Annotated in this window: 24 protein-coding genes; 18 read left to right on the top strand and 6 right to left on the bottom strand. The window is 65.0% G+C overall.

Annotation, left to right across the window (positions count from 1 at the left end):
• The 18 genes from PVZ78_RS05225 to PVZ78_RS05310 form a co-directional block, all read left to right on the top strand.
• Window positions 1-188, top strand: a 188-nt coding sequence (locus PVZ78_RS05225) for a hypothetical protein (protein WP_273828320.1), incomplete at its 5' end; no start/stop codon positions are given.
• A complete protein-coding gene (locus tag PVZ78_RS05230) occupies window positions 133-900 on the top strand; it encodes a DeoR/GlpR family DNA-binding transcription regulator (protein ID WP_273828321.1) in 768 nt (255 codons plus the stop codon). The genes PVZ78_RS05225 and PVZ78_RS05230, both read left to right, overlap by 56 nt.
• Window positions 901-910: 10 nt before the next feature.
• Window positions 911-2,743 (top strand): glutamine--fructose-6-phosphate transaminase (isomerizing), encoded by a 1,833-nt coding sequence (gene glmS, locus PVZ78_RS05235; RefSeq protein ID WP_273828322.1) that lies wholly within the window; start codon window positions 911-913, stop codon window positions 2,741-2,743.
• Window positions 2,744-3,413: 670 nt separating this feature from the next.
• A complete protein-coding gene (locus PVZ78_RS05240; RefSeq protein WP_009051693.1) occupies window positions 3,414-4,493 on the top strand; it encodes a Gfo/Idh/MocA family protein in 1,080 nt (359 codons plus the stop codon).
• Window positions 4,483-5,592, top strand: coding sequence for a DegT/DnrJ/EryC1/StrS family aminotransferase (locus PVZ78_RS05245; RefSeq protein WP_009051692.1), 1,110 nt, complete (start codon window positions 4,483-4,485; stop codon window positions 5,590-5,592). The genes PVZ78_RS05240 and PVZ78_RS05245 overlap by 11 nt, the downstream gene beginning before the upstream one ends.
• Window positions 5,592-6,104: an NUDIX hydrolase gene (locus tag PVZ78_RS05250; protein ID WP_223265658.1), complete on the top strand. Its 513-nt coding sequence runs from the start codon at window positions 5,592-5,594 to the stop codon at window positions 6,102-6,104. The genes PVZ78_RS05245 and PVZ78_RS05250 overlap by 1 nt, the downstream gene beginning before the upstream one ends.
• The gene (locus PVZ78_RS05255) at window positions 6,101-7,207 is read left to right on the top strand and encodes a DegT/DnrJ/EryC1/StrS family aminotransferase (RefSeq protein WP_016703957.1); all 1,107 of its coding nucleotides are present in this window, start codon (window positions 6,101-6,103) and stop codon (window positions 7,205-7,207) included. The genes PVZ78_RS05250 and PVZ78_RS05255 overlap by 4 nt, the downstream gene beginning before the upstream one ends.
• Window positions 7,188-8,561 (top strand): NAD(P)/FAD-dependent oxidoreductase, encoded by a 1,374-nt coding sequence (locus tag PVZ78_RS05260; RefSeq protein WP_009051689.1) that lies wholly within the window; start codon window positions 7,188-7,190, stop codon window positions 8,559-8,561. Before PVZ78_RS05255 ends, PVZ78_RS05260 begins: the two co-directional genes overlap by 20 nt.
• Complete coding sequence (locus PVZ78_RS05265) at window positions 8,558-9,256, top strand: HAD family hydrolase (protein WP_110176361.1); 699 nt, start codon at window positions 8,558-8,560, stop codon at window positions 9,254-9,256. Before PVZ78_RS05260 ends, PVZ78_RS05265 begins: the two co-directional genes overlap by 4 nt.
• A 2-nt stretch (window positions 9,257-9,258) precedes the next feature.
• Window positions 9,259-10,371, top strand: a complete 1,113-nt coding sequence (locus PVZ78_RS05270) for a fatty acid desaturase family protein (protein ID WP_009051687.1) — start codon at window positions 9,259-9,261, stop codon at window positions 10,369-10,371.
• Window positions 10,368-11,279, top strand: coding sequence for an S-methyl-5'-thioadenosine phosphorylase (mtnP, locus tag PVZ78_RS05275; protein ID WP_028683596.1), 912 nt, complete (start codon window positions 10,368-10,370; stop codon window positions 11,277-11,279). Before PVZ78_RS05270 ends, mtnP begins: the two co-directional genes overlap by 4 nt.
• A gap of 4 nt (window positions 11,280-11,283) precedes the next feature.
• On the top strand, window positions 11,284-11,892 hold the full coding sequence (gene nudK / locus PVZ78_RS05280) for a GDP-mannose pyrophosphatase NudK (RefSeq protein WP_009051685.1): 609 nt from the start codon (window positions 11,284-11,286) through the stop codon (window positions 11,890-11,892).
• Window positions 11,885-12,790, top strand: coding sequence for an ABC transporter substrate-binding protein (locus tag PVZ78_RS05285; protein ID WP_053267932.1), 906 nt, complete (start codon window positions 11,885-11,887; stop codon window positions 12,788-12,790). Before nudK ends, PVZ78_RS05285 begins: the two co-directional genes overlap by 8 nt.
• Window positions 12,783-13,985 carry an MFS transporter gene (locus PVZ78_RS05290; protein WP_198919560.1) on the top strand — a complete coding sequence of 401 codons (1,203 nt, stop codon included), beginning with the start codon at window positions 12,783-12,785 and terminating at the stop codon, window positions 13,983-13,985. Before PVZ78_RS05285 ends, PVZ78_RS05290 begins: the two co-directional genes overlap by 8 nt.
• Window positions 13,982-14,638, top strand: a complete 657-nt coding sequence (locus PVZ78_RS05295; protein WP_009051682.1) for an HAD family hydrolase — start codon at window positions 13,982-13,984, stop codon at window positions 14,636-14,638. Before PVZ78_RS05290 ends, PVZ78_RS05295 begins: the two co-directional genes overlap by 4 nt.
• A gap of 58 nt (window positions 14,639-14,696) precedes the next feature.
• Window positions 14,697-15,599, top strand: coding sequence for a LysR family transcriptional regulator (locus PVZ78_RS05300; protein ID WP_124340934.1), 903 nt, complete (start codon window positions 14,697-14,699; stop codon window positions 15,597-15,599).
• Window positions 15,600-15,729: 130 nt separating this feature from the next.
• A complete protein-coding gene (locus PVZ78_RS05305) occupies window positions 15,730-16,353 on the top strand; it encodes a glutathione S-transferase family protein (RefSeq protein ID WP_038635717.1) in 624 nt (207 codons plus the stop codon).
• A gap of 65 nt (window positions 16,354-16,418) precedes the next feature.
• Window positions 16,419-17,312, top strand: coding sequence for a pyridoxamine 5'-phosphate oxidase family protein (locus PVZ78_RS05310; RefSeq protein ID WP_101284054.1), 894 nt, complete (start codon window positions 16,419-16,421; stop codon window positions 17,310-17,312).
• Between the two features lie 119 nt (window positions 17,313-17,431).
• Here the strand turns inward: PVZ78_RS05310 and PVZ78_RS05315 are convergent, their stop codons facing one another.
• The 6 genes from PVZ78_RS05315 to PVZ78_RS05340 are packed head-to-tail and all read right to left on the bottom strand — an operon-like array spanning window position 17,432 to window position 24,551.
• Complete coding sequence (locus PVZ78_RS05315) at window positions 17,432-18,562, bottom strand: glycosyltransferase family 4 protein (RefSeq protein WP_038635723.1); 1,131 nt, start codon at window positions 18,560-18,562, stop codon at window positions 17,432-17,434.
• Complete coding sequence (locus tag PVZ78_RS05320) at window positions 18,563-19,693, bottom strand: glycosyltransferase family 4 protein (protein ID WP_135007074.1); 1,131 nt, start codon at window positions 19,691-19,693, stop codon at window positions 18,563-18,565.
• Complete coding sequence (locus PVZ78_RS05325; RefSeq protein WP_124300816.1) at window positions 19,677-21,050, bottom strand: glycosyltransferase family 4 protein; 1,374 nt, start codon at window positions 21,048-21,050, stop codon at window positions 19,677-19,679. Before PVZ78_RS05325 ends, PVZ78_RS05320 begins: the two co-directional genes overlap by 17 nt.
• On the bottom strand, window positions 21,047-22,312 hold the full coding sequence (locus tag PVZ78_RS05330) for an ABC transporter ATP-binding protein (RefSeq protein WP_103330794.1): 1,266 nt from the start codon (window positions 22,310-22,312) through the stop codon (window positions 21,047-21,049). Before PVZ78_RS05330 ends, PVZ78_RS05325 begins: the two co-directional genes overlap by 4 nt.
• Window positions 22,312-23,109, bottom strand: coding sequence for an ABC transporter permease (locus PVZ78_RS05335; RefSeq protein WP_273828323.1), 798 nt, complete (start codon window positions 23,107-23,109; stop codon window positions 22,312-22,314). Before PVZ78_RS05335 ends, PVZ78_RS05330 begins: the two co-directional genes overlap by 1 nt.
• The gene (locus tag PVZ78_RS05340; RefSeq protein ID WP_009051673.1) at window positions 23,109-24,551 is read right to left on the bottom strand and encodes a mannose-1-phosphate guanylyltransferase/mannose-6-phosphate isomerase; all 1,443 of its coding nucleotides are present in this window, start codon (window positions 24,549-24,551) and stop codon (window positions 23,109-23,111) included. The genes PVZ78_RS05335 and PVZ78_RS05340 overlap by 1 nt, the downstream gene beginning before the upstream one ends.
• Window positions 24,552-24,553: the final 2 nt, after the last annotated feature.

Here is a 24,553-nt window from a genome sequence, read left to right on the forward strand (position 1 = left end):
CACTGTCTGTAGGAGCGAGGCTTGCCCGCGATGCTTTTATCCACAGCATTTTTTCATTTCCCTCGCTTGACGAATTTCCAGCAATAGGTTTTGATTGCTTCCGTTATCTTTCGAATCGAAACTTAAGTGCTCATGTCGAAACGCAATACGCCCCAACGCCGTCACAACATTCTTGCCTTGCTCAATGAACAGGGCGAGGTGAGCGTGGACGAGCTGGCTAAACGCTTCGAAACTTCGGAAGTTACGATCCGTAAAGACCTGGCAGCCCTGGAGAGCAACGGCCTGTTGCTGCGGCGCTACGGCGGCGCAATTACCATGCCGCAGGAACTGGTTGGTGATATCGGCCAGCCGGTCTCCCGCTATAAACAAGCCATCGCCCGTGCGGCGGTGGCGCGGATTCGCGAACACGCGCGCATCATCATCGACAGCGGCAGTACCACCGCGGCCATGATCCCCGAACTCGGCCAGCAGCCGGGCCTGGTGGTGATGACCAACTCGCTGCATGTGGCCAATGCCCTGGGCGAACTGGAACACGAGCCGGTGCTGTTGATGACCGGCGGCACCTGGGACCCGCATTCCGAGTCGTTCCAGGGGCAGGTCGCCGAGCAGGTATTGCGTTCCTACGACTTCGACCAGCTGTTTATCGGTGCCGACGGCATCGACCTGGTGCGCGGGACCACCACCTTCAACGAGTTACTCGGCCTGAGCCGAGTGATGGCCGAGGTGGCGCGGGAAGTCGTGGTGATGGTCGAGGCCGACAAGATCGGCCGCAAGATTCCCAACCTGGAGCTGCCCTGGAGCAGCGTCCATACCCTTATTACCGATGATCGCCTGCCTGCAGAGGCCCGCGACCAGATTCAGGCCCGCGGCATCACGCTGATTTGCGCGGCAGTCATCTAGGAGAGAAACCATGTGTGGAATTGTCGGTGCCGTTGCTGAACGGAATATCACGCCCATCCTGCTCGAAGGCCTCAAGCGCCTCGAATACCGTGGCTATGACAGCGCCGGGGTGGCGGTCCTGACCAACGATGGCAAGCTTGAGCGCCTGCGTCGTCCGGGCAAGGTCAGCGAACTGGAACAGGCCCTGGCCAGCGAACCATTAATTGGTCGTCTGGGCATCGCCCACACCCGCTGGGCCACTCACGGCGCGCCGTGCGAACGCAACGCCCACCCGCATTTCTCCGGTGACCTGGCAGTTGTCCATAACGGCATCATCGAGAACCATGAAGCCCTGCGCGAGCAGCTCAAAGGCCTGGGTTACGTGTTCACTTCGGACACCGACACCGAAGTCATCGCTCACCTGCTGGACCACAAGATCAAGGACCTGGGCGACCTGACCGTGGCCCTGAAAGCCACCGTCAAGGAGCTGCACGGCGCCTATGGCCTGGCTGTGATCAGCGCCAGCCAGCCGGACCGCCTGGTCGCCGCCCGCAGTGGCAGCCCGCTGGTGATCGGCCTGGGCCTGGGTGAGAACTTCCTGGCTTCCGACCAACTGGCCCTGCGCCAGGTAACCGACCGCTTCATGTACCTGGAAGAGGGCGATATCGCCGAGATTCGCCGCGACAGCGTGCAGATCTGGGATGTCGACGGCAAAGCGGTCGAGCGCGAAGCCGTGCAATACCGCGATGGTGCCGAAGCCGCCGAGAAAGGCGAATTCCGCCACTTCATGCTCAAGGAAATCCACGAGCAGCCAGCCGTGGTGCAACGCACTCTCGAAGGCCGCCTGAGCCCGAACCAGGTGCTGGTCCAGGCCTTCGGTCCACAGGCCGCCGAGTTGTTCGCCAAAGTGCGCAATGTGCAGATCGTCGCCTGCGGTACCAGCTACCACGCCGGCATGGTTGCCCGTTACTGGCTGGAAGAGCTGGCCGGGATTCCGTGCCAGGTCGAAGTGGCCAGCGAATTCCGCTACCGCAAGGTGGTGGTGCAGCCGGACACCTTGTTCGTGACCATCTCCCAGTCCGGCGAAACCGCCGACACCCTGGCGGCCCTGCGTAACGCCAAGGAATTGGGTTTCCTCGCCAGCCTGGCGATCTGCAACGTCGGCATCAGCTCGCTGGTGCGTGAATCCGACCTGACCCTGCTGACCCAGGCCGGTCGCGAGATCGGCGTGGCCTCCACCAAAGCCTTCACCACCCAGCTGGTGGGCCTGCTGTTGCTGACCCTGTCCCTGGGCCAGGTCCGCGGCACCCTGGGCGAAGGCGTCGAAGCCACCCTGGTGGAAGAACTGCGGCGCTTGCCGACCCGCCTGGGCGAAGCCCTGGCGATGGACAGCACGGTGGAAAAAATCGCCGAACTGTTCGCCGAGAAGCACCACACCCTGTTCCTCGGTCGTGGCGCGCAATTCCCGGTGGCGATGGAAGGGGCACTCAAGCTCAAGGAAATCTCCTACATCCACGCCGAAGCCTACCCGGCCGGTGAGCTCAAGCACGGTCCGTTGGCCCTTGTGGATAACGACATGCCGGTGGTCACCGTGGCGCCGAATAACGAGCTGTTGGAAAAGCTCAAGTCCAACCTGCAGGAAGTCCGCGCCCGTGGCGGCGAGCTGATCGTCTTCGCCGACGAGCAGGCCGGCATGACCAACGGCGAGGGCACGCATGTTATCCACATGCCGCATATCCACGACATCCTGTCGCCGATCCTCTACACCATCCCGCTGCAACTGCTGTCGTATTACGTCGCGGTACTCAAGGGCACTGACGTCGACCAGCCGCGCAACCTGGCCAAGTCGGTGACGGTGGAGTGAGTTATCCACAACCGGGCTGATTTTTTCGACCCGGTCGGCGCTTTGACAACGGGCCTATATGGCCCGTTGCCTTATGTCCGGATTGTTCAAAACAATATGATGAAACGATATAGCAACTGATTTGCGCTCCTAAAAAGGCTGATCTATACCTCCAAGCCACACATTGATGAGGTGTGTGGCAAGCAAGGGCTCACGGAACCGGAGCTCCTGCATAACAAGGATAAAACAGCGCTTCAAGGATGATTCAGCCATGCATGCGTATCGGCATTTCGGTCGTTGTTCCGTTTTTCAACGAAGCCACAATTCTTCGATCCAGGTTTTCGGCCAGGTAGCTCATTGCCACCAGCGCTCGATTCGACCTGATTCCCCTCCTACCTATCGCCTTCGCGGCGCTATCCCTTCTGCCCATCGCGCCTCTATGGCTCCTCGGTCTCAACCGGGTGTCGGCGTGTGGCGTGAAACATCCGAGTGTTCCACCCGGGTGACCCTGGGCAACAGCCCGAACGGACTCTGTAAAGGTGATCCGTTGTTCTGAGGCAATCCTGCCTCGATTGAAGCGAATGTCGGACCGGATCGGCTCACCCCGCAGGTGACCCGAGGCGGATCCCGTGTAGTCGTTCGTCCAACCTTTTCATGACGCAGTACCCACTTTTCCAGGATGGAGATGGTTATGACTGTACTCAGAGTTGGCATCGTCGGCCTCGGCGCGCAGATGCAAGAAAACCTGCTGCCTACGCTTCTGCAAATGCCGGATATTCGCATCGTCGCCGTGTGCGACAGCGACTTGAACCGCGCCGGACAGATTCACCGTTTCATCTCCGAGGTCGCGATCACCGACGACTTCGACGAGATGCTCGATACCGCTGCGCTGGATGCGGTGGTCATGGCTTGTCCGCCCCAGGCGCACCGCGACCTGGCGATCAAGGCAATGGCCAAGGGCGTGCATGTCTTTGTCGAGAAGCCGCCGTGCTTCACCCTCGCCGAGCTCGAATACCTGATCGGCGCGGCTCGCCAGGCCCAGGTGGTCACCGGTGTGGGGATGAACTTCAAATATGCCAAGCCGATGCGCCAGCTGCGCGATATGACGCGCACCGAGCAGTTCGGCAAGGTCGTGCACATCCAGCTCAACCACTATGCGAGCAAACCCACCGCGCCGCTGTGGGGGCTGGATTCCACCCTGCGTTCGTTCCTGCTGGCCCAGGCGATTCACACCATCGACCTTGGCGTGACCTTCGGTGGTGGCGAATTGCGCGATATCGAATCCCGGGTGCAGCGCCACGAGGACTCGTTGCTGGTGAGCCTGGAGCTCGGCTTCAGCTCCGGCGCGACGGTCAGCCTGCTGAGCGGGACCATGTTCCCGTACTTCGAATTCGACATGAAGATCGTCAGCTCCAATTCGATGATGGTCGAGCTCAACAACCTGTGGAACATCACCCTGCACGAGCCGGTGCATGGCACCGGGGCAACCGGCACCGCCAAGCGCTGGCGCGGCGCGTGGCAGCCAGGGCCGCTGGATTCGGGTTATGAGCGCAGCGGTTATTTCGGCGAACTGGAGAAGTTCTTCGACGCGGTGCGCAACCGTTCGCCTTACGAGGCCAGCTTCGAAAGCCTGCTGCCGACCTTCCGGGTGATCGAGCAGATCTGTCATGCCGACAGCGCTCGCGCCGATGTCGCCCCCGTGCTTGCCCTCCACTCCACCCATGCCGCCAAGTCCCCAGCCTTTCTCGGAGCCCAGACCAATGTCCTCTAATCTCTCCAGCGCTGCCCGCATTTCCGTTTCCGACAAGTACCGTCCGGTGTACGCCGACGATCTGCTGACCCTGCAGAACACCCTGGAACGGCCGCTGTCCGGCACCAGCGATGTGGTGGGCGAATACGAGGCCAAGCTGGCGGCCTGGTTCGAGGCGCGGCATGCGATCGCAGTCTCCTCGGGTGGCGCGGCCCTGAGCGTGGCGATCTACGCCGCCGGCGTCGGTCCCGGCGACGATGTGCTGCTGACGCCGAGCTGCCCGCTGTGCACCATCTATCCGATCATGGCCGCGGGTGCCAACCCGATCTTCGTCGACACCCGCCGTCACGGTTTCGGCGCCGACCCGGAATCGATCAAGGCCCGCATCACCCCGCGCACCCGGGCGATCATCGATATTCCGATGTGGGGCTACCCCACCGAAGTCGATGAGCTGCAAGGCCTGACCCGCGAGCTGGGGATCAAGCTGATCCTCGACCTGGCGCATTCCCATGGCAGCACCCTCAACGGCCGGCCGCTGTCGGCCTATGGCGACCTGTCGTGCTTCAGCACCCACGAGCGCAAGCCGCTGGCCACCGGCGAGGGCGGTTTCATCCTCACCGACGACGACCAACTGGCCCAGCGCTGCCGCGACTACAGCCGCTTCGGCAACCTCAACGGCAAGGACTTCGGCCTCAACTACAAGCTGGCCGCGCTGCCTGCCGCCCTGGGCGCCAACCGCCTGGATTCGCTGGCCGCGCAGATCGAGCAACGACGCGCCAATGCCAGCTACTTCCTGCAGCAGCTCGACCATAGCAAGGTGCGGGAAAAGGTCATCATCGAGGGCGGGCGGACCAACTACTACTTCCTCAACCTGGAACTGCATTTCGCCGACAACCGGGCCTTCATCGATTACCTGGACGAGGCGGGCATCCCGTCGGACATCAAGCGCTACGGCTGCAAGGCACTCTACGAGTTCCCGGCGCTGGCCCAGTACCGCAACGACTGCCCGAACGCCGAGGCGCTGCTGGCCAGCATGACTACCATCCCGGTCCATCCGGACATCACCCGCGCCGAACTGGACTACATGGCCGAACGGATCAACCAGTACGGTGCGCCATGATGACGGATGTCCTCGATCGTTCGACCCTGGACCGGCATTTCACGGCCTCGGCGTTCGTGTTGAACCCGGACCGCAAGATGCTCCTGCTGCACCATCGCAAGCTGGGGGTCTGGCTGTACCCGGGCGGCCATATAGAGCAGGGGGAAACCCCTGATGTGGCAGTGCTGCGCGAGATCTACGAGGAAACCGGGATTCACGCCGCCCTGCTGGGCGAGCGTGACCTGGAACTGGCCGATGCCGAGACCGATGTCACGGTGTTGCACCAGCCTTACCGGATCCTCTGCGAGTTCATCGATGACAAGCGCGGGCCGCATTACCACCTGGACCTGATCTACCTCACCGCCACCGACCTGCGGGCTTGCCCGCCGGAGCGCGAGGTGGAAAACGCGCGCTTCTTCAGCCGGCAGGAAACTGCCGAGCTGAAGATGTTCCCCAACTTCCGGCGCATGGTGGACCGGGTATTCGCCGATGCCGAGGTGTGGGACATGGTCGGCAGGAAGGTGGCGCCATGAACCAGGCCATCTCCCGACCCACCCGGGTCATCGCGGACAAGTGCGGCCACGATACCGCCGACGATGTGCCCGAGCTGCAACGCGCCCTGGCGACAGGGCTGACCGGCACCTCGCAGATCGTCGAGGACTACGAGACTGCGCTCGCCGTGCTGTACGGCGTGCGCCACGTGATCGCTGTGTCGTCGGGGGCCGCTTCGGTCACCGCGGCACTGGCCGGCGTGCGCTTCCAGCCGGGGGACGAGGTGATAGTCGCGCCCACGTGCCCGATCTGCACCGTCCTGCCGATCCTGTCCCTGGGCCTGGTCCCGGTGTTCTGCGATGTGGCGCCGGACAACTTCGGGCTCGACCCGGATGACCTGCAACGCTGCATCGGCCCGCGGACCTGCGCGGTGATCGAGGTGCCGATGTGGGGCTATCCGATTGCCTCGCACACCACCTGGGCCACCGCGCGCCAGGCCGGCATCCCGCTGATCCAGGACCTGGCCCATGCGCACCTGACACGCCTGAACGGCAGCTGGTTGGCGCAGCATGGCGACATCAGCTGCTTCAGCACCCATGACTGCAAGTTCATGTCCACCGGTGAGGGCGGCTTTGTCATGACCGATGACGACGAGCGCGCCAGCCGTATCCGGGCCTACACCCGCTTCGGCAACCTCACCGGTGAAACCCTGGGCATCAACCTCAAGCTCGGTGGCCTGCAGGCCGCCCTCGGGCTGGCGCGTTCGCGGCAACTGGAAAGCCGGTTGCACCAGCGCCAGGACAACCGCCGGCGGCTGCTGGAGCAACTGGACAACCCGGCGCTGCGCGAGCTGCCGCTGACCCCCGGTGGAGAGGCCAACGCCTATGCCTTGCTGTTGCAGGCAGTGGGGCACGATGGGCGTGAACTGGTGCATTACCAGCAGCGTCATGGCATCCCTTCGGACATCGGCAAGTACGACAACCAGCCGCTGTACCAGTTGCCGCTGCTGGCGCAGTACCGCCGCGATTGCCCCAACGCCGCCCGGTTGCTGCGTTCGCTGACTACGGTGCCGCTGCACCCGGGCCTGGCGGACGACGACCTGGCCTACATTGCAAAGGTGCTCAATGACTACTCCCCAGCCTGATACCGCCGCGGGCGGTCGCCATGCCGTGGTCATCGGCGGCAGCGTGACGGGCTGCCTGACGGCCGCGGTCCTGGCCCGGCGTTTCCAGCGGGTCACGGTGATCGAGAAGAGCGATTTCTTCGACGAGACCGGGCCGCGCCAGAGCCTGCCCCAGGAGCATCACGTCCACCTGTTGTTGCTGCGCGGCAAGCAGATCATCGAAGGCATCTTCCCCGGCACCCTGAGCGCCCTGGAGCAGGGGGGCGCACAAGTGGCCGACCTGGGCCACGACGTGAAGTGGTACCAGGGCGGGCGTTGGAAAAACCGCTACCGCAGTGGCATCTATGCCCATTACTGCAGTCGGCGGCTGATCGACAACCAGCTGCGCCGGGCCTTGCTCGGCGTGCTGAACGTCGAGGTGCTGTCCAGCACCCGGGTCACACGAATCGAGTTCACCGGGGCCGATCCGTCCCGGCGGGTCGAGGCGGTGACCGTCGACGATGGCCACGGCGAGCGGACGCTGCGCTGCGACTTGCTGGTGGACGCCAGCGGGCGTGGCACGCGCTTGCCGACGTGGTTGAAAGAGGCTGGCTTCGGCGAGGTCGAGACCAGCGTGGTCAAGACCGAGCTGGGTTATGCGTCGCGCATCTACCGGCGCCTGCCAGCCTATGCCGAGCAGTGGCAAGTGCTGCTGGTGCTGCCCAAGGCGCCGTTGCAGCGTTCCATGGGGGTGATCAGCCCGATCGAAGGCGACCGCTGGATGGTCACCACCGGCGGCTGGTTCGGCCATTTTCCCGGCAACGATCCGCAGGAGTTCCTGCAGGCGCTGGCGGCGCTTCCGGTGCCGGACATCCATGAGGTGATTCGCGACGCCGAACCGCTGTCGCCGGTCCATACCTTCAAGATGCCCGGCAGTCGCCGCACCCACTTCGACCGGGTCGAGCACTGGCCCGCCGGGCTGCTGGTGGTCGGCGACGCTCTGAGCAGCATGAACCCGCTGTACAGCCAGGGCATGACCATCGGTGCGCTGGAGGCCGATTGCATCGACCGCCACATCGACGAGGTATTGCTGCAGGGAGGCCAGGGCTTTCGCCAATTGCAGGGCCGCCTGTGCGGGGTGGTCGATGGCGCCTGGAGCATGGCCACCACCGAAGACTTCCGCTTTCCCGAAACCGTCGGCCAGCGCAGTTGGCGCACCCGTTTCCATCATTGGTACGGCGCCGGCCTGGGCCAGGTCTCGGCGAACAATCGACGGGCCCTGGAAACCCAGATTGGCGTGACCAACCTGGTGATGGAGCCCAGCAAGCTATACACACCGGCGATCGCCTCGCGCATCGCCCTCAACGCCCTTCTTGCGGAGAAAACCCGACCATGATCGATGATCGACTGCACTTCTCGGGGATCGAACACCTGGTATTCGACTGGAATGGCACCCTGATCGACGACATCGCCCTGGCGGTCAGCGCGGTCAATCGCTGTGGCGAGCGCTATGCGGTGCCGCCCATCGATGCCGTTCGTTACCGTGCGCTGTTCGACTTTCCGATTGCCGATTTCTACGCCTCCCTGGGGTTCGATCTACAGCGCACGCCCTTCGCGCAAATCGTCGAACACTACCTGGAGCACTTCGATACGAATGTCGCGCAGTGCCCGCTGCACGATGGGGTGTTCGAGGTATTGGAGGCGGCGCGCAATGCCGGCATCGGCGTCTCCATCGTGTCCGCCTCGCATTGCGACGTGCTGCTCCAGACCCTGGAGGCCAAGGGCCTGCGCGGGCATTTCGAGCATGTCGTGGGGCTGAGCCACAACCAGGCCACCAGCAAGACCGCCGAGGCCCTGATGCTGCAGGAGAAGCTCGGCACGCCGGCCGGGTGCACCCTGTTCATCGGCGACACCCTGCACGACTACGACGTGGCGCGGGCCGTCGGCTGGAAGCCGCTGCTGGTCAGCACCGGCCATCAGGACATCGACCGCCTGCGGCAGGCCGACGCCCCGGTCTTCGGCGGGCTGGGCGAATTGCTGGGCCATTACGCCAGCAACGAGCGGCGCGCCGTCGTTCGCGAGGGGGCCTGATCATGGACACTGCGCACATTGTCCTGCTTGGCCTGATCGCTGTTTCGCTGCTGTTGCGCGGGCTGGTGGCGTTCTATTACCGGGATGCGCAGCGGGTGCTGCGCCTGCTCAAGCTGATACCGCGCCTGGAAGGGCGGCGGGAGCAGTACTACCGTCCGCTGGATACCTGGTTCGCGCCGCTGCCCTTTGTCTGGACGTGGCTGGACATAGTCGCCGCGGTGCAGGCGGCGTCGATCTACTCGTCGCCGCTGGCCTGGCTGGCCGTGCTGTTGTGGAGCGGCGGGCGCATGCGCGCGTTGCAGGAGTTCGGGCACAACGCGGTGCACTTCGCCCTGTGTCGCCACCATGGCTGGCAGTGGTGGCTGAGCAACCTGTTCTACCAGTTCCCGATGTTCAAGCGCGACATGCGCAGCCGGCACCAGACCCATACCCTGGAGCACCATCGCCACCCCAACCATCCCGAACTTGATCCCAACCGCGCCCGGGTGCAGGCCGGCGGCTACGTTGCCGGCCTGTCGCCCAGCGGTTTCTATGGCCTGTTGCTGTACCCGCTGACCCCTCGCGGGGCCTGGGTGAATCTCACCACCCTGGTGCGCAGCAGCCTGCTCAACCACTCCCGCCTGACCACCCTGGCGCGCTGCCTGAGTGTGGCGGCGGTGGCGGCGTTGCTGTACGCCTTCGGCGGCTGGAAAGGCGTGTTGTTCGGCTGGTTGCTGCCGTTGCTGACGTCCTATCCGGTGTTTGCCTGGATCTCGCTGCTGACCGAGCACCGCTGGTTCATCGAAGGCAGCGCGCGCAACCGCCGCGAGTTGGAATACCTGGCGGGCCGACCCACCGATTACTTCGGGGTATCCGGCTGGCTGGTGCGGGTGTTCATCGCCCCGACGTCCGACGCCTATCACCTGGCGCATTCCCTGTACCCCGGCGTGCGCTGGAACTACCTGCCGGCGATCGACCGGCACCTGAAAATCCACGAACCGCGCTACAGCACCAACGCCAGCGAAGGGTTGCTGCTGCCCCGCGGCAATGCGCCCACGGCCCTGTCCGAACTCTATGAACGCCTGGTGTGCAGCGAACACGAACCGTCCCCCCTGAAGTCGAGAGGTAGCCTGTGACCCATTCCACTCCAACCCCGCACGTTCAACGTATCGGCATCATCGGCGGCAGCGGCCTGCAACAGCTGCCGGGCCTGCAGGACATTCAGCAGGTGGAGTGCACGACCGCCTTCGGCACGCCGTCCTCGCCGCTCACCCTGGGCACGCTCAATGGCGTGCCCGTGGCCTTTGTCCAACGGCATGGCGTGGGCCATGTGATTCCGCCGGCCTCGATCAATGCCCGCGCCAACATCGCCGCGCTGCGCAGTGTCGGTTGCACGCAACTGCTGTCGGTCAGCGCGGTGGGCAGCCTGACCCACGACGCGCCTCCAGGCAGCTTTGTGCTGATCGACCAGTACATCGACCGCACCATCCAGCGTGACAAAACCTTTTTCGGCCCCGGGCTGGTCGGCCATGTGCCCTTCGGCGAGCCGGTCTGCGCGCGCATGCGCGGCGTGCTCGCCGAGAGTGCCGAGGCCAGCGATATCCAGGCACGCAACGGCGGCACCTACGTGGTCATGGAAGGCCCGCAGTTCTCGACCCGCGCCGAGTCCCACCTGTACCGCCAGTGGGGCGGCACGGTGATCGGCATGACCGCGATGCCCGAAGCCAAGCTGGCCCGCGAGGCCGAGCTTTGCTACGCGATGATCGCCATTCCGACCGATTTCGACTGCTGGCACGAATCCCACGAGCCGGTGAACGCCACGCTGGTGGCGCAACGCATGGCGGAGACCTTCAACCTGACCCGGCGCCTGGTGACCGAAGCCGTGACCCGTTTGGGCCGGCATGCCGGGGCCTGCCCCTGCGGTTGCGACCGCGCCCTGGACACCGCGGTGATGACCGCTCCCGAGCACCGCGACCCGCGCATGGTCGAGCGCCTGTTGAGCGTTGCGCCCAATGCCACTCATTTGTCCGCGAACAAGGAATGAATCGATGAACCAGGCCATCCCCACCAAGGACCGTGTGCGGATCCATCAGGTCGAAGTGCTTTCGGACAACTGGTACGTGCTGCGCAAGACCACCTACGACTTCCAGGGCCGCGACGGCGTCTGGCGCACCCTGGACCGGGAAACCTACGACCGCGGCAATGGCGCCACCATCCTGCTGTACAGCCGGGCCAAGCAGACGGTGGTGCTGACCCGGCAGTTTCGCTTCCCGGCCTTCGTCAACGAACACGACGGCATGCTGATCGAAACCTGCGCCGGGCTGCTGGACAAGGACGATGCCCGTACCTGCATCCACAAGGAGACGGAGGAGGAAACCGGCTACCGCATCCGTGAGGTGCGCAAGGTGTTCGAGGCCTTCATGAGCCCGGGGTCGGTCACCGAGCGCCTGCACTTTTTCGTCGGCGAATATTTCGACGAAGACAAGCAGAGCGAGGGCGGCGGCCTGGAACACGAGGGCGAAGAGATCGAAGTGCTGGAGCTGCCGATCGACCGCGCCCTGGCCATGATCGACAGCGGCGAGATCTGCGACGGCAAGACCATCATGCTGCTGCAGTACGCCAAGCTGCACCGCTTGCTGGAGGCCGCCGATGACTGAGCTCAACGCCATCAGCTCGATGGAGCATGCCGAGCTGGCCGAATTCATCGCCGGCATCAGCCAGCACATCGGCATGCCGGTGCGCCTGACCCGTTGTTCCACCTCGGAGCTGATCGAACGCCTGCACAGCGGCAGCGCCGGGGCCTGGGACCTGTTGCTGGGCACGGCGGCCACCGCCTTGCTCGACCCCGCCCTGGCCTGGCAATTGATGCCACTGACGGACATCGAATTCGCCGGCCTGCCGGAGGCGGCGGTGGCCACGGATCGCCGCTGGTTCGCGGCATCGGGTTTCGTCCCGGCCTTCTGTTATGACCCCAAGGTCCTCGCCCGCGAGGGCCTGGCGGTGCCGACCCGTTGGCAGGACCTGACCGCTCCCGAATGGTCCGGGCGGCTGGCCTTGCCCGACCCTGGGCGTTCCGGTGCCGGCTACCTGCACCTTGGCGCATTGCTCGAACACTACGCTGAACAGGCCTGGCCGCTGCTGGCCCAGGTGGCCAGGCAAGAGCCTTCGATCAGCGGCTCCTCCACGGCGCCGATCGAGGCCGTCGTGCAGGGGCAGGCCTGGCTGGGGGTGACAGTGTCGACCGCGGCCACCCGCGCCGCCGAACAGCACCCGCACCTGCGCTGGTGCGTGCCGGAAGATGCGCGCTGTTATGAGGACGAGGTGTTTGCCTGTCGGGCCGGCTCGCCCAACGCCGCCCATGCGCAGCAGGCGTTGCAGTGGATGCTCACGCCTGCCGCGGCGGCGATCAGCCAGCGTTATGGCAAGGTGGTGCCGGGCCAGGCCCATCCGACCGGTGCGCTGCAACCGCTGCCGGCCGTGCAGGCCAGTCGGGACAAGGCCGCGCGCTGCCGGCAATGGCAGGCGCTGTTCTCCCGGGAGACGGCTCATGGCTGAAGCCGCGCGGGATTCCAGTCAAGCGCTCGGCCGCCAGGAGCAGGTCCGTGAAGCGCGCCCGTGGTTCCTTTACCTGCTGTTCGGGCTGTTCGGCGCCCAGCAAGGGTTGCTCGGGCCGATCATGCCGTTCCTGCGCGAAACCCTGGCGCTCGACCTCGGTTGGGCCGGCCTGCATTTCGCCGCCTATGCCGCCGGCCTGGCGCTGGTCGGCTGGCCCTATCGCTGGCTGGAGCGACGGGCGCGGTCGACGAGCATGAGCACCATCGCCTGCCTCTCGGTGGTGATCGCCAGCAGCTTGTTCGCGCTGGCCGGGCACTGGTCGCTGACCTTGCTCGCCGCCGGGGCGATGGGCCTGTCGGGTGGGTTTGTGCTGGCGGTGGGGCAGGCGGCCCTGGGCGAGCGTTATCGCGAGCAGGCCGCGCCGAGGCTGGTGGAGGCGCATATAGTCGCCGGGCTGTGCGTGCTCGGCGGCGCCTTGCTGGTGGGGAGCATGACCGGCCTGGGGCTGTCCTGGCGCCTGGTGCCGGGCAGCATCGCCGCCATCGCGCTGCTGGTGACCGTGCTCTCGCTGAGTGCCTGGAACGCCCCGGCGACAGTCGCCGCCACCCATCAAGCCAGCGAGAGCGGGCAGAGCCTCATGACCCGGCGGGTGCAGATGAGCCTGTGGGCCTTGGTGCTGCTGGGGATCTCCGCGGAATGGGGCGTCGGTTTCTGGGGCGCGGAATACCTGGCCGTGCACGTCCAGGTCAGCGCCTCGGCCGCGGCCACGCTGATGAGCCTGTATTTTGCCGGCACGGTGTGCGGGCGCCTGGCCAGCCGTTATGCGTTGAGCCGCATCAGCCCGTTGCCGCTGCTGGTCGGCGTGATGCTCGGGGCCATCGCCACCCTGGTGCTGCTGTACTTCAGCCAGACCCAACTGCTCACTGCCTTGTTGATCTTTGTCCTGGGTGCCTGCCTGGGCAATTTCTTCCCGTTGATCCTCGGTTCGGCGATGCGTGTCGCGCCCCGGGCCAGTTCGGCCATCAGCGCCCAGGCCTCCCAGGCGGTGGGCGTGGCGCTGTTGCTGGCGCCGTTCCTGCTCGGCCTGCTGTCCGAGCGGATCGGTGTCGAAGCGGCTTTCAGCCTGTTGATCGTTTATCCCTTTCTCATGCTGCCGATCGCGCGCGGTCTGCATTTTCCCGGAGCACGCCCTTGAAGCTTTCTGCCCTGCTGTTCGATCTCGACGGCACCCTCATCGACACCGATGACCTGCACCTCAACGCCTACAACCAGTTGCTGGCGCGCTGGGGCAAGTCCATGAGCCTGGATTACTACAAGGCCCATGTGATGGGCTTTCCCGACGACATGATTTTCTCCGGCCTGTTTCCCAATGCCCCGGCGGCGCAGTACCCGGAGCTGGCGGCACAGAAGGAGGCCATGTTCCGCGCCCAACTGCGCGAGACCACGCCGGTGCCTGGCGTATTGCGCACCCTGGATTATGCCCAGGCGGCCGGCATCCCCATGGCGGTGGTGACCAACGCACCCCGGGAAAACGCCGAAGCCATGCTCCAGGGCCTGGGGATTGCCGAGCGTTTCGATGCGCTGGTGATCGGCGGTGAGCTGGCGCGCGGCAAGCCCGACCCGCTGCCTTACCTGACCGCCCTGCAACTGCTGGAGGTGAGCGCCGATCAGGCGCTGGCCTTCGAGGACTCGCTGGCCGGTGTGCGCTCCGCGGCGGCGGCGGGCATCCACACCTTCGGCATGCTGTCGGGGCTCGAGGAAACTCAGCTTCGCGAGGCGGGTGCGCGGAGTATCATCCGGGACTTCAACGATGAGGCCTTGTGGCAGCGACTCCAGGTCCCTGCCTGAGCCCGGGCGGTCCATGCGGGACGGTGCCGGGGCAGGGCGCCGTACTGCGAGGACCGCCATGGACCGATTCCAGGAAATGCAGGTGTTCATCAGCGTCGCCCAGGAGCAGGGCTTCGCTGCCGCGGCCCGGCGCCTGGGGCTGTCCGCGCCCAGCGTGACCCGGGCGGTGGCGGCGCTGGAGCAGCGTATCGGCACCCAGTTGCTGACCCGCACCACGCGCAATGTGCTGCTGACGGAAGCCGGCCAGCGTTACCTGGAAGACAGCCGGCGCATCCTCGCCGAGTTGCAGGACGCCGAGGCCTCGGCCGCCGGCATCCATGCCCTCCCGCGCGGCCAACTGACGATCACCGCGCCGGTGCTGTTCGGCGAGTTGTTCGTGACCCCGCTGATGGTGGATTACCTGGAACGCTTTCCCGAGGTCAGCATCAATGCCCTGCTGGTCGATCGGGTGGTGAGCATGGTCGAGGAAGGCATGGACGTCGCGGTGCGCATCGGCGAGTTGCCCGACAGCGGCCAGCACGCCATGCGCGTCGGCGAGGTGCGGCGGGTCATCTGCGCGTCCCCGGCTTTCCTGGCCCGGCATGGGCGGCCGCGCCATCCGCAGGAGTTGCGCCAGGCGCCGCTGATTGCGCCGTCGTCCATCGGCCAGTCCAGGAGCTGGCTGTTCAACGAGGGCGGAACCCCCTTGAGCGTTCGTCCGGAGCCGCGGCTGGTGGTTACCGCCAACCAGGCGGCGATCAGTGCCGCGTGCCTGGGGCTGGGCCTGACCCGGGTGCTGTCGTACCAGGTCGCGGGCAAGGTGGAGGCTGGTGAGCTGGAGATTGTCCTGGCGGAGTTCGAACTGGCGCCGTTGCCGATCCATGTGGTGTATCAGGGCGGGCGCAAGGCCCCGGCGCGGGTGCGCAGTTTCGTCGACTTCACGGTGCAGGCGCTGCGCGAACATCCGGCGTTGCAGTCGTAGCGTGGATCATTACGCTGGCTGAAATGATGGATTGTGTTTTCTGGTGATTCTGTTGTTTTGACCTGAGAGAGAAGATGGCGTCCGTCAGTGCCGCTCTTGTGAGCCGCACCCCTGCCCAGCGGAGTCTGCCATGCACGCCATCAAGCTCTACAACTTCCCCCGTTCCGGTCATGCCCATCGCGTCGAACTGATGTTGTCGCTGCTGGGGTTGCCTTTTGAGCTCATCTTCGTCGATCTGGCGAAAGGCGAGCACAAGCAGGCGGCCTTCCTGGCGCTGAACTCTTTTGGCCAGGTGCCGGTGATCGACGACCAGGGCGTGGTGCTGGCCGACTCCAACGCGATCCTGGTGTATCTGGCGCAGAAGTACGGCCAGGGCCGTTGGTTGCCCAGCGATCCGGTTGGCGCGGCACGGGTCCAGCGCTGGTTGTCGGTGGCGGCGGGACCGATTGCCTTCGGCCCGGCGGTGGCGCGGCTGATCACCGTATTCGGCGCGCAGCGCAACGCCGAGGAGGCCATCGACCGCTCCCATGCGTTGCTCAAGGTGGTCGAGCAGGAACTGACGGCCAGCCCTTACCTGGCGGGCAGCGAACCGACCATCGCCGATATCGCCGGCTACAGCTACATCGCCCACGCCCCCGAGGGCAATGTGTCGCTGGTGGATTATCCACAGGTCCGCGCCTGGCTGGCGCGCATCGAAGCCTTGCCCGGCTTCGTCGGCATGCCGCGCACCGCGGTGGGCCTGCAAAGCGCCTGAACCTGGCGGCCCGGCACCTCCCGGGCCCGCTGACTGCTGCGTCATCGACGCAGGGGAGACTCATGATGAATACCGAATCCCCCTGGCACGCAGGAGAAACCCGCCTGCAAGCCCAGGCCGGCGTGGCCGAGCGCATGGAAGTCGTCGGGCGCAAGGTGATCCGCAGCGAGATGCCCGATCAGCACCGGCAGTTTTATCAACAGCTGCCGTTCATGCTGCTCGGGGCTGTGGATAACCAGGGCAACCCCTGGGCCAGTGTGCTCGAAGGGGCTGTCGGTTTCGCCCACTCGCCAACCCCTGGGCGGCTAAGGCTCGACAGCCTGCCAGCCGCCGAAGACCCCGCCCAGCTGACGCCGGGCGCGGCCATTGGCCTGCTGGGCATCGAGCTGCACACCCGGCGGCGCAACCGCCTCAACGGGCGGATCGTCGAGCTGGACCATAGCGGTTTTGCCCTGGGCGTCGAGCAGTCCTTCGGCAACTGCCCGCGCTACATCCAGCTGCGTCAGTTCGAGTCGGTGCCGCTGGCCGCGCACCGGCCGGTACAGCGCCTGAACGTGCTGGATGAAGAGGCGAGGACGATGATCCGGAGCGCCGATACGTTTTTTGTCGCCAGTTACGTGGAGGTCGAGGGACGGCTCTGGGTCGATGTTTCCCACCGCGGCGGCCCGGCCGGTTTCGTGCAGGTCGAGGGCAACCGCCTGAGCATTCCGGATTTCGCCGGCAACCTGCACTTCAACACCCTGGGCAACCTGCTGCTCAACCCCCGCGCCGGCCTGCTGTTCATCGACTTCAGCCGTGGCGACCTGCTGCAGCTCAGCGGGCGCACTGAAGTCGTGCTCGACGACCCGCAGATCGCAACCTTCCCGGGCGCCGAGCGCCTGTGGCGCTTCGAGGTCGAACAACTGGTGCGCCGGCCCGCGGCGCTGGCCCTGCGCTGGCACCAGAGCACAAACCTGTAGGAGCGAGGCTTGCCCGCGATGGTCGTTAACGATGACGCGTGTTGACTGGGTAAACGCGGCGCTCTCAAGTCCATCGCGGGCAAGTCGGATCGCCGCCCGCTCGCTCCTACAACGCAACCTCAGGCGTAGGACAGGGCTTTTTCCTCCAGTAGCTCCTGGTACAGCTCGCTCCACCTGCGGCCCATCTCGTCGGCGGTGAACAGCTGCCGGTAACGGGCTTCGGCCTTGAGGCCCATTTGCGCGGCCTGTTCCGGGTTGTCCCAGAGCTGGCGCATGGCGGCGCGGAAGGCCAGGGGATCGCTGGGCGGCACCACCAGGCCGGTTTCGCCATGGATATTGATATAGCTGGTGCCGGTACCGATCTCGCTGGAGATCATCGGTTTGCCGTACATCGCGCCTTCGAGCAACGAGATGCCAAACGCCTCGGAGCGCAAGTGCGAAGGGAAGACGATGGCGTAGCTCAGTTGCAGCAAGGCCACCTTGTCTTCATCCCCCAGGCGGCCGAGGAAATGCAGGTTGCGCAGGCCCAGGGCCGCGGCCTGGGCATGCAGCTCGGCCTCGAGCGGGCCGGCGCCGACGATCACCACCGGGTAGTCCACGTCCTTGAGGGCATCGAGCAGGATGTGCAGGCCCTTGTAGTAACGCATCACCCCGACGAACAGGAAAAAACGCTCGCCCAGGCGCTGGCGCCACCGGGCCATGCGTTCGCTATCGGGCGGTGGATAACCGGCCTTGTTCAGGCCGTAGGGGATGACCCGGGTCTTGTCCGGGAATTGCTGCAGCACATCGCTGGTGTGCAGGTAGTTCGGCGACGCGGCGACGATCCGGTCGACACTGCCCAGGAAGCGATTCATCAACGGCCGGTACAGCTTGAGCAAATGGCGCTGGCGGATGATGTCGGAGTGGTAGGTGGCCACGCAGGGCTTGTTCATGCCACTCACGAAATGCACCAGGTCCATGAACGGCCAGGGGAAGTGGTAGTTGACCACGTCGGCTTCGGCAGCCATTTCGCGGAACTGCTTGAACACGCTGTAGGAGAAACCGGTGGAGGCGAACTGTATGTCGAGCTTGGCCCGGTGCACCTCATGCTGACCGAGCTTGAGTATCGCGGGGTGCGGGTCGGCGCTGAGGGTCAGGACCTGGCCTTCGATACCCTGTTGGGCGCCGCTTTCGCAGAGTTGGAAGATGACCTGTTCGATACCGCCGACCGAGTCAGGCAAATAGGTTTTGAAGAAATGTAAGACCCGCATTCAGCCTCCTATAGCCTGACGGTAGGTGCGCGCGGTGATCTGCGCGCAGTGCCTCCAGGAAAACCGCCCGGCTTGTTGCAAACCCGCTTCGCGGCATGCCTGCCAATGGGGCTCATCGTCGATCAAGCGAAGCATAGTGCTGTTCAAGCCATGCACATCGCCAGGCTCGACATAATTGCCGGCCAGACCCGCGACTTCCGGCATGGCCGAACGCCGCGTCACTACCACCGGTGTGCCACTGGCCATGGCTTCCAGGACCGGAAGACCGAAGCCTTCATACAGCGATGGAAAGATCAGCGCCCTGGCTCCGGCCACCAGCTGCGCCACCTGTTCGTCCGGCAGGTAGCCCAACAGTCGTACATGGCCGCTGGCCAAAGCCTTTTGCAGGGTGTCGCTGAATTGTCCTTGCTCCCAACCCGCCATGCCGACGATCAGCAACGGATAACGTTGGCGCAGCGCTGGCGGCAGCTGTTCGTGGGCCTGCAGGGCCTGGGACAGGTTCTTGCGTGGTTCCAGCGTGCCGACGCACAGGAAGTAGCCTTGAGGCTGCAGGCCATGGACTGCGAGGCTGTGTTCCAGCTCGGCGTGCCCGCGTGGATGGAAGCGCGGGGCGACGCCCAGTGGCGCCACGACAAAGCGATCGCGTGGCAGGCCGAAGTAATCCTGGGCTTCATCGGCGATGAACTGCGAGTCCGTCAGGATCAGCCGCGCCTGTTCCACGCCTGCGCCAAGACGCCGCTCGATTTCCTTCAAGCGGGCCGGCGGCTGGGTCGAGGGGTAATGCAGGTGAGTCAGGTCATGCAGGGTCATCACGGTCGGGCCTTCGAACTCCAGCGGCCACAGGCTGGGCTCGTGGTAGAGGTCGATCGCTGCAGGCTGCCCCTGGTCGAAGCGTCGCTGTTCCAGCCAGCGCCGTGCCTGGTAGGCCCCGGGGATCTGTCGCAGCCAAGGGGCCACTTGGGAGTAACCCGGCATGGCCGCCGCCGGCAGCTCGGGGCTCCAGCCCCAGCCGTGGAACAGTGACAACTCCAGCCCCTGTTCGGTGACCAGGGCCGAGGCCAGTTCCGCTACGTAATGACCGATACCGGTGCGGGGCGACTGGAGAATGCGCGCGTTAAGGGCTATCCGCATCGTGCGTCTCCATGACCGTGGGGGCGTGGTTCCTGTGGAACACAATGCGTTCGACCAGTTGGGTACTGGCTTCTCGCCAACCCAGCCAGCGCCAGTCATCGACATGGCGGGCCGCGGGAAACACGCCGCTGGTTTCCTGCTGGATGACCAGGTCGGCCAGGCTCTGTGGATTGTTCAGGTCGAAATAGGCCATGAACTCGCCGCCGATCTCGCGAAATACCGGGATGTCGCTGCCCATGGCGGGCAAGCCGCGCTGCATGGCCTCCACCAGAGGCAGGCCGAACCCTTCGACATAGGAGGGGAACACCAGCGCCGTCGCCTTGGAATAGGCGTACTCCAGGCTGTTGTCGTCCAGGGAGTTGAACATGAACAGGCGCCGGTTCAACTCCGGGTGCCGGCGAATCCGCTCGATCAGCGCCTCGCACTTCCAGCCGATGCGCCCGGCGATGCACAGGCGAGCCTGGGAACCGCTGGCCCAGACGCGCTCGAAGGCGTCGAGCAGGAACCCGTGGTTCTTGCGGGGTTCGATGGTGCTGACCATCAGGAAGACCGCTGCCTGGCCCTTGAACAGCTGGGCCAGGTCCGGGTTGATCCGAGCGTTTTCACTGCACTGGTCCAGTTCCGAACCCAGGTGGAAATAGTCGAACCAGCGCTGTGCCACCTGTTGGCGCCCGACCCGGCGGAGCATCTCTTCGCGGACCTGGTCGCGGATGGTCGCGGAAATGGCGATGTAGCCGTCGGCGGTGCGCGCTATCCAGTCGAACCAATGGTTGAACACCCGGACCAGCCCGGCGTCGCAGAACTGTGGGTGGGTCAGGGGGATCAGGTCATAGATCACCGAGACGATACCCACGCCGTCGCGCTTGAGCTGTTCGGCCAGGGGAAAGAAGTCGGCATGCCAGGATGAGTCCAGCAACACCAGTTGATCGCCCGGTTGATGTTGCAGCGGTACGCAGCGCTGGGGGATTTCCCGGGTGTTGAGGAACCGGTTGCACAGCCGCAACGGAATGCTGAAGCAGACCAGTGCGGTCAAGCGGCACGCCACATAGAGCAAGCGGCGCGCAAGGTAGGAATCGAAGGGTTTGCGTCGCTCCAGGGTGCGGTGACGCAGCCAGAAGACGTTGGCCATCTGTTCCAGGCGCACCCGCAACCCCATCAGGTTCCAGCGCTCGGGTTTCAACGGCTTCAGGCTCAATACCCGCAAGAGCTGGCCCTTGAGCATGACCACCGGAATGCATTCGACCGAGGCATCGGCCGCGGGCAGTTCACGGATAACGTTGCGCACCACACGCTGGATGCCCGAGTTGGTCTCGGGGTGTTCGAACACATAGGTGCATTCAATCAACAGTCGGGTCATGGAGCGGCTCGCTGAGGCATTGACTGAGTGGACTTCGACGGTGAGCGGACAATGCTGGTCCGCGCCTGCAGCCAGGAACAGCCGACGAAGTCTTCCTGGCGGTTGTTGATGACGTGGAAGACCAGGCCGTAGTCGCGCCATTCGAAGTTGCGATCCAGATGCGAATCCAGCCGCGACAGGCTCAGGGCCACCGAGTAGTTGCCCTTGCCCAGGCCCATGGTGAAGGCAAAGCGGAAGGTGACTTTCTCGCCGGCACTCAAGTCGGTCAGGGCCTGGTCCAGGCGATGGGTGTTGATGCCATACATGGGCTGGCCGAGACGGTCCTTGATCATGAAACCCAGTACCAGCCGTTCGATGTCCTGGCGTACCTCGACCTGTACTTCCAGCACCACCGGCTGGCCGACTTCGGCCATTTCGATCGAGCGCTCGCGCTCGTCACGCAGGTGCACACTGAGGATCCCGGCTTCGCCGGTGCCGGAAATGGTCCGCACCTGGCCGTTGGCGAGCATTTCCTGGCGAACTGTCTGGCCTTCGCGTTCGGCGAGCATGGCGTTGTAGTAGTCCATCACCTCTTCCGGCTTTCCATGCATGGCCACGCGGCCCTGTTCGAGCAGGATCGCGGTGTCGCAGATCGACTGGATCGCCGAGCGGTCGTGGGAAACGATCAGCAGGGTGGTGCCGGCGCGGCGAAAGCTGCGAATGCGCTCGAAACTCTTGTGCTGGAAGTAGGCGTCGCCCACCGACAGTGCCTCGTCGACGATCAGGATGTCCGGGCGCCGGGCCGTGGCCACGCTGAACGCCAGGCGCATCTGCATGCCGCTCGAATAGGTGCGTACCGGGTGATCGATGGCCTCGCCGATTTCGGCGAAGGCTTCGATTTCCGCCATCAGCGCCTCGATTTCCTCGACCTGCATGCCCAGCAGCTGGCCGGCCATGACCGCGTTCTGGCGCCCGGTGAAGTCCGGGTGAAAACCCATGCCCAGCTCCAGCAACGCCGCCACCCGACCGCGCAGGTGGATCTCGCCGCAGGTTGGCTGGGTGGTGCCGGTGATCATTTTCAGCAAGGTGCTTTTGCCGGCGCCGTTGACCCCGACTATGCCCACGGCCTGGCCCGGCTCGATCTCGAAGTCGACGCCCTGCAGCACCCAGTGCAGGTGATGGCGCGGCCTGGAAAACGGAATCATCCACTCGAACAGCCGGCTCCAGCGGTTCGGGTACTGCTTATAGGCCTTGCCCAGGCCAGTGACGCGTATATGTCCCATCAGAGCTCATCCACCATTTCACCGACGCGCTGGCGGAAAAGCCGCAGCCCCATGCCACAGAACAGCAGGCTGATCACCAGCATCGGGGTCAGCGAGCTCCATTGCGGCCACTGGTCGTACAGGAACAGGTTCTGGTAGCTGTGCATCAGCGCGGTCAGCGGGTTGAGCGCCAGCAGGCGCTGGATCGCCTCGGGCAGGATGCTGATGGGGTAGACGATGGGCGTCAGCCAGAACCAGAACTGCAGGAAGATGCCGAAGAACTGCGCTACATCGCGAAAGAACACGTTCAGCACTCCGAGGATCATCCCCAGGCCGGTGCAGAACAGCACCTGCAACAGCAGCAGCGGGATCAACCCCAGCAGCGCCAGGCCCGGCAGGCGCCCGGTGATCAGCAGGAAGCCGAGGAACAGGCCGAGGATGATCGCGAAGTTGATGCCGGCGTTGAGCAGCACGATTACCGGCAGGCAGATGCGCGGGAAGCTGATCTTCTTCAGCAGGTTGGCGTTTTCCAGGAACATGCTCTGGCTGCGCAGGGTCAGCTCGGAAAACAGGCCCCAGGTCAGCAGCCCGGCGCACAGGTAGACGCTGTAGGCCAGGCCGTCCTCCACCCCCGGCAGGCGGGCGCGCATCACCTGGGAAAAGATCACCGTGTAGACGACGATCATTGACAGCGGGTTGAGCACGGTCCACAAGGCGCCGAACAGCGAGTTGCGATAACGCGCCTGGAACTCGCGCTGCACGCTGCCGAGGATGAAGCCCCGGTAGCTGCGCAGCGAGCGGTACAGATTGAGCAGCATCAGGCCGTCCTGCCGTATTGGTCTTCGAAGCGGACGATGTCGTCCTCGCCCAGGTACTCGCCGCTCTGCACTTCGATGATGACCAGGTCGATCACCCCCGGGTTCGCCAGTCGATGCTTGTGCCCGGCGGCGATGAAGGTGGATTCGTTGCTGTTGACCAGGTGCGAGCCGTCGCCGTTGTTGGTGACCATGGCCGTGCCCTTGACCACCACCCAGTGTTCGTTGCGATGGTGGTGCATCTGCAGCGATAGCGCCGCGCCCGGCTTGACCACGATTTTCTTGATCTTGAAGCCCGGGCCTTCCTCCAGCACGGTGTAGCTGCCCCAGGGCCGACTGACCGTGCGATGCAGGCGATAGGACTCGTGGTTGCGGTCCTTGAGCTGCCGGGCCACCTGGCGCACGTCCTGGGCGCGGTCGGCGTGGGCCACCAGGATGGCGTCGGCGGTCTCGACCACGATCAGGTTGTCGACGCCGACCGTGGCGATCATCCGGCCCTCGCTCTGTACGAAGTTGCCGTGGCTGTCGATGAACAGGGCTTCGCCGGTGGCGCGGTTGTCCTGGGCATCGGCGTCGACCAGGGCGCTGATCGCGCCCCAGGAACCGATGTCGCTCCAGTCGAACCGGGCGGGCACCACCGCGACCTGGTCCGAAACCTCCATCAGCGCGTAGTCGATGGAAATGTCCGGCATCTCGGCGAAATGTTCCGCCGACAATTCATGCTGGAGGATGCGCCCGGTTTCCACCGGTGTGCTCGCGGCCAGGCAGGCGCGGCCCAGTTCCAGCAGCTCGGGGGCGTGCTGTTGCAGCTGCTCCAGCAGCGTGGCGACGGTGAAACAGAACAGGCCGGAATTCCACAGGAACCGGCCGCTTTCGAGGTAGCCCAGGGCGGTCTTCAGGTCGGGCTTTTCCACGAAGCGCAGCACCCTGGCGGCGCCCTGGTCGTCGAGAGCGTCGCCCGACTCGATATAGCCAAAGCCGGTTTCCGGCGCGTTCGGAGTCACGCCGAAGGTAACCAGATGCCCGGTCTCGGCCAGTTGCGCGGCATGGGCGACCGCGCTTTTGAAGGCTTCTTCGTTGCGGATCAGATGGTCGGCGGGCATCACCACCAGGGTCGCCTGGTCACCATGCCGGGCCTGCACGGCCAGGGCTGCGATGGCGATGGCCGGGGCGGTGTTGCGGCCCGAAGGTTCGAGGATGAAATGCCCGAGGTGCCGATCCAGCCGGGCGGCCTGGAAGTGATCCTTGCTTTGAAAGAAGTGGTCGCGGTTGGTCACGGTGACGATGTCGCCGCTGCCCGCCAGCAACCCGGCGGCGCGGCGGTAGGTCTTGCCCAGCAGGCTCTGGCCGTCGGGCAGGATCATGAAGGGCTTGGGATGACCTTCGCGCGAAACCGGCCACAAGCGGGTCCCGGCACCGCCGGAAAGAATCACTGGAATCAGCATGC

The organism is Pseudomonas sp. SBT1-2, from assembly GCF_028640875.1.
GTDB lineage: Bacteria > Pseudomonadota > Gammaproteobacteria > Pseudomonadales > Pseudomonadaceae > Aquipseudomonas > Aquipseudomonas chlororaphis_I.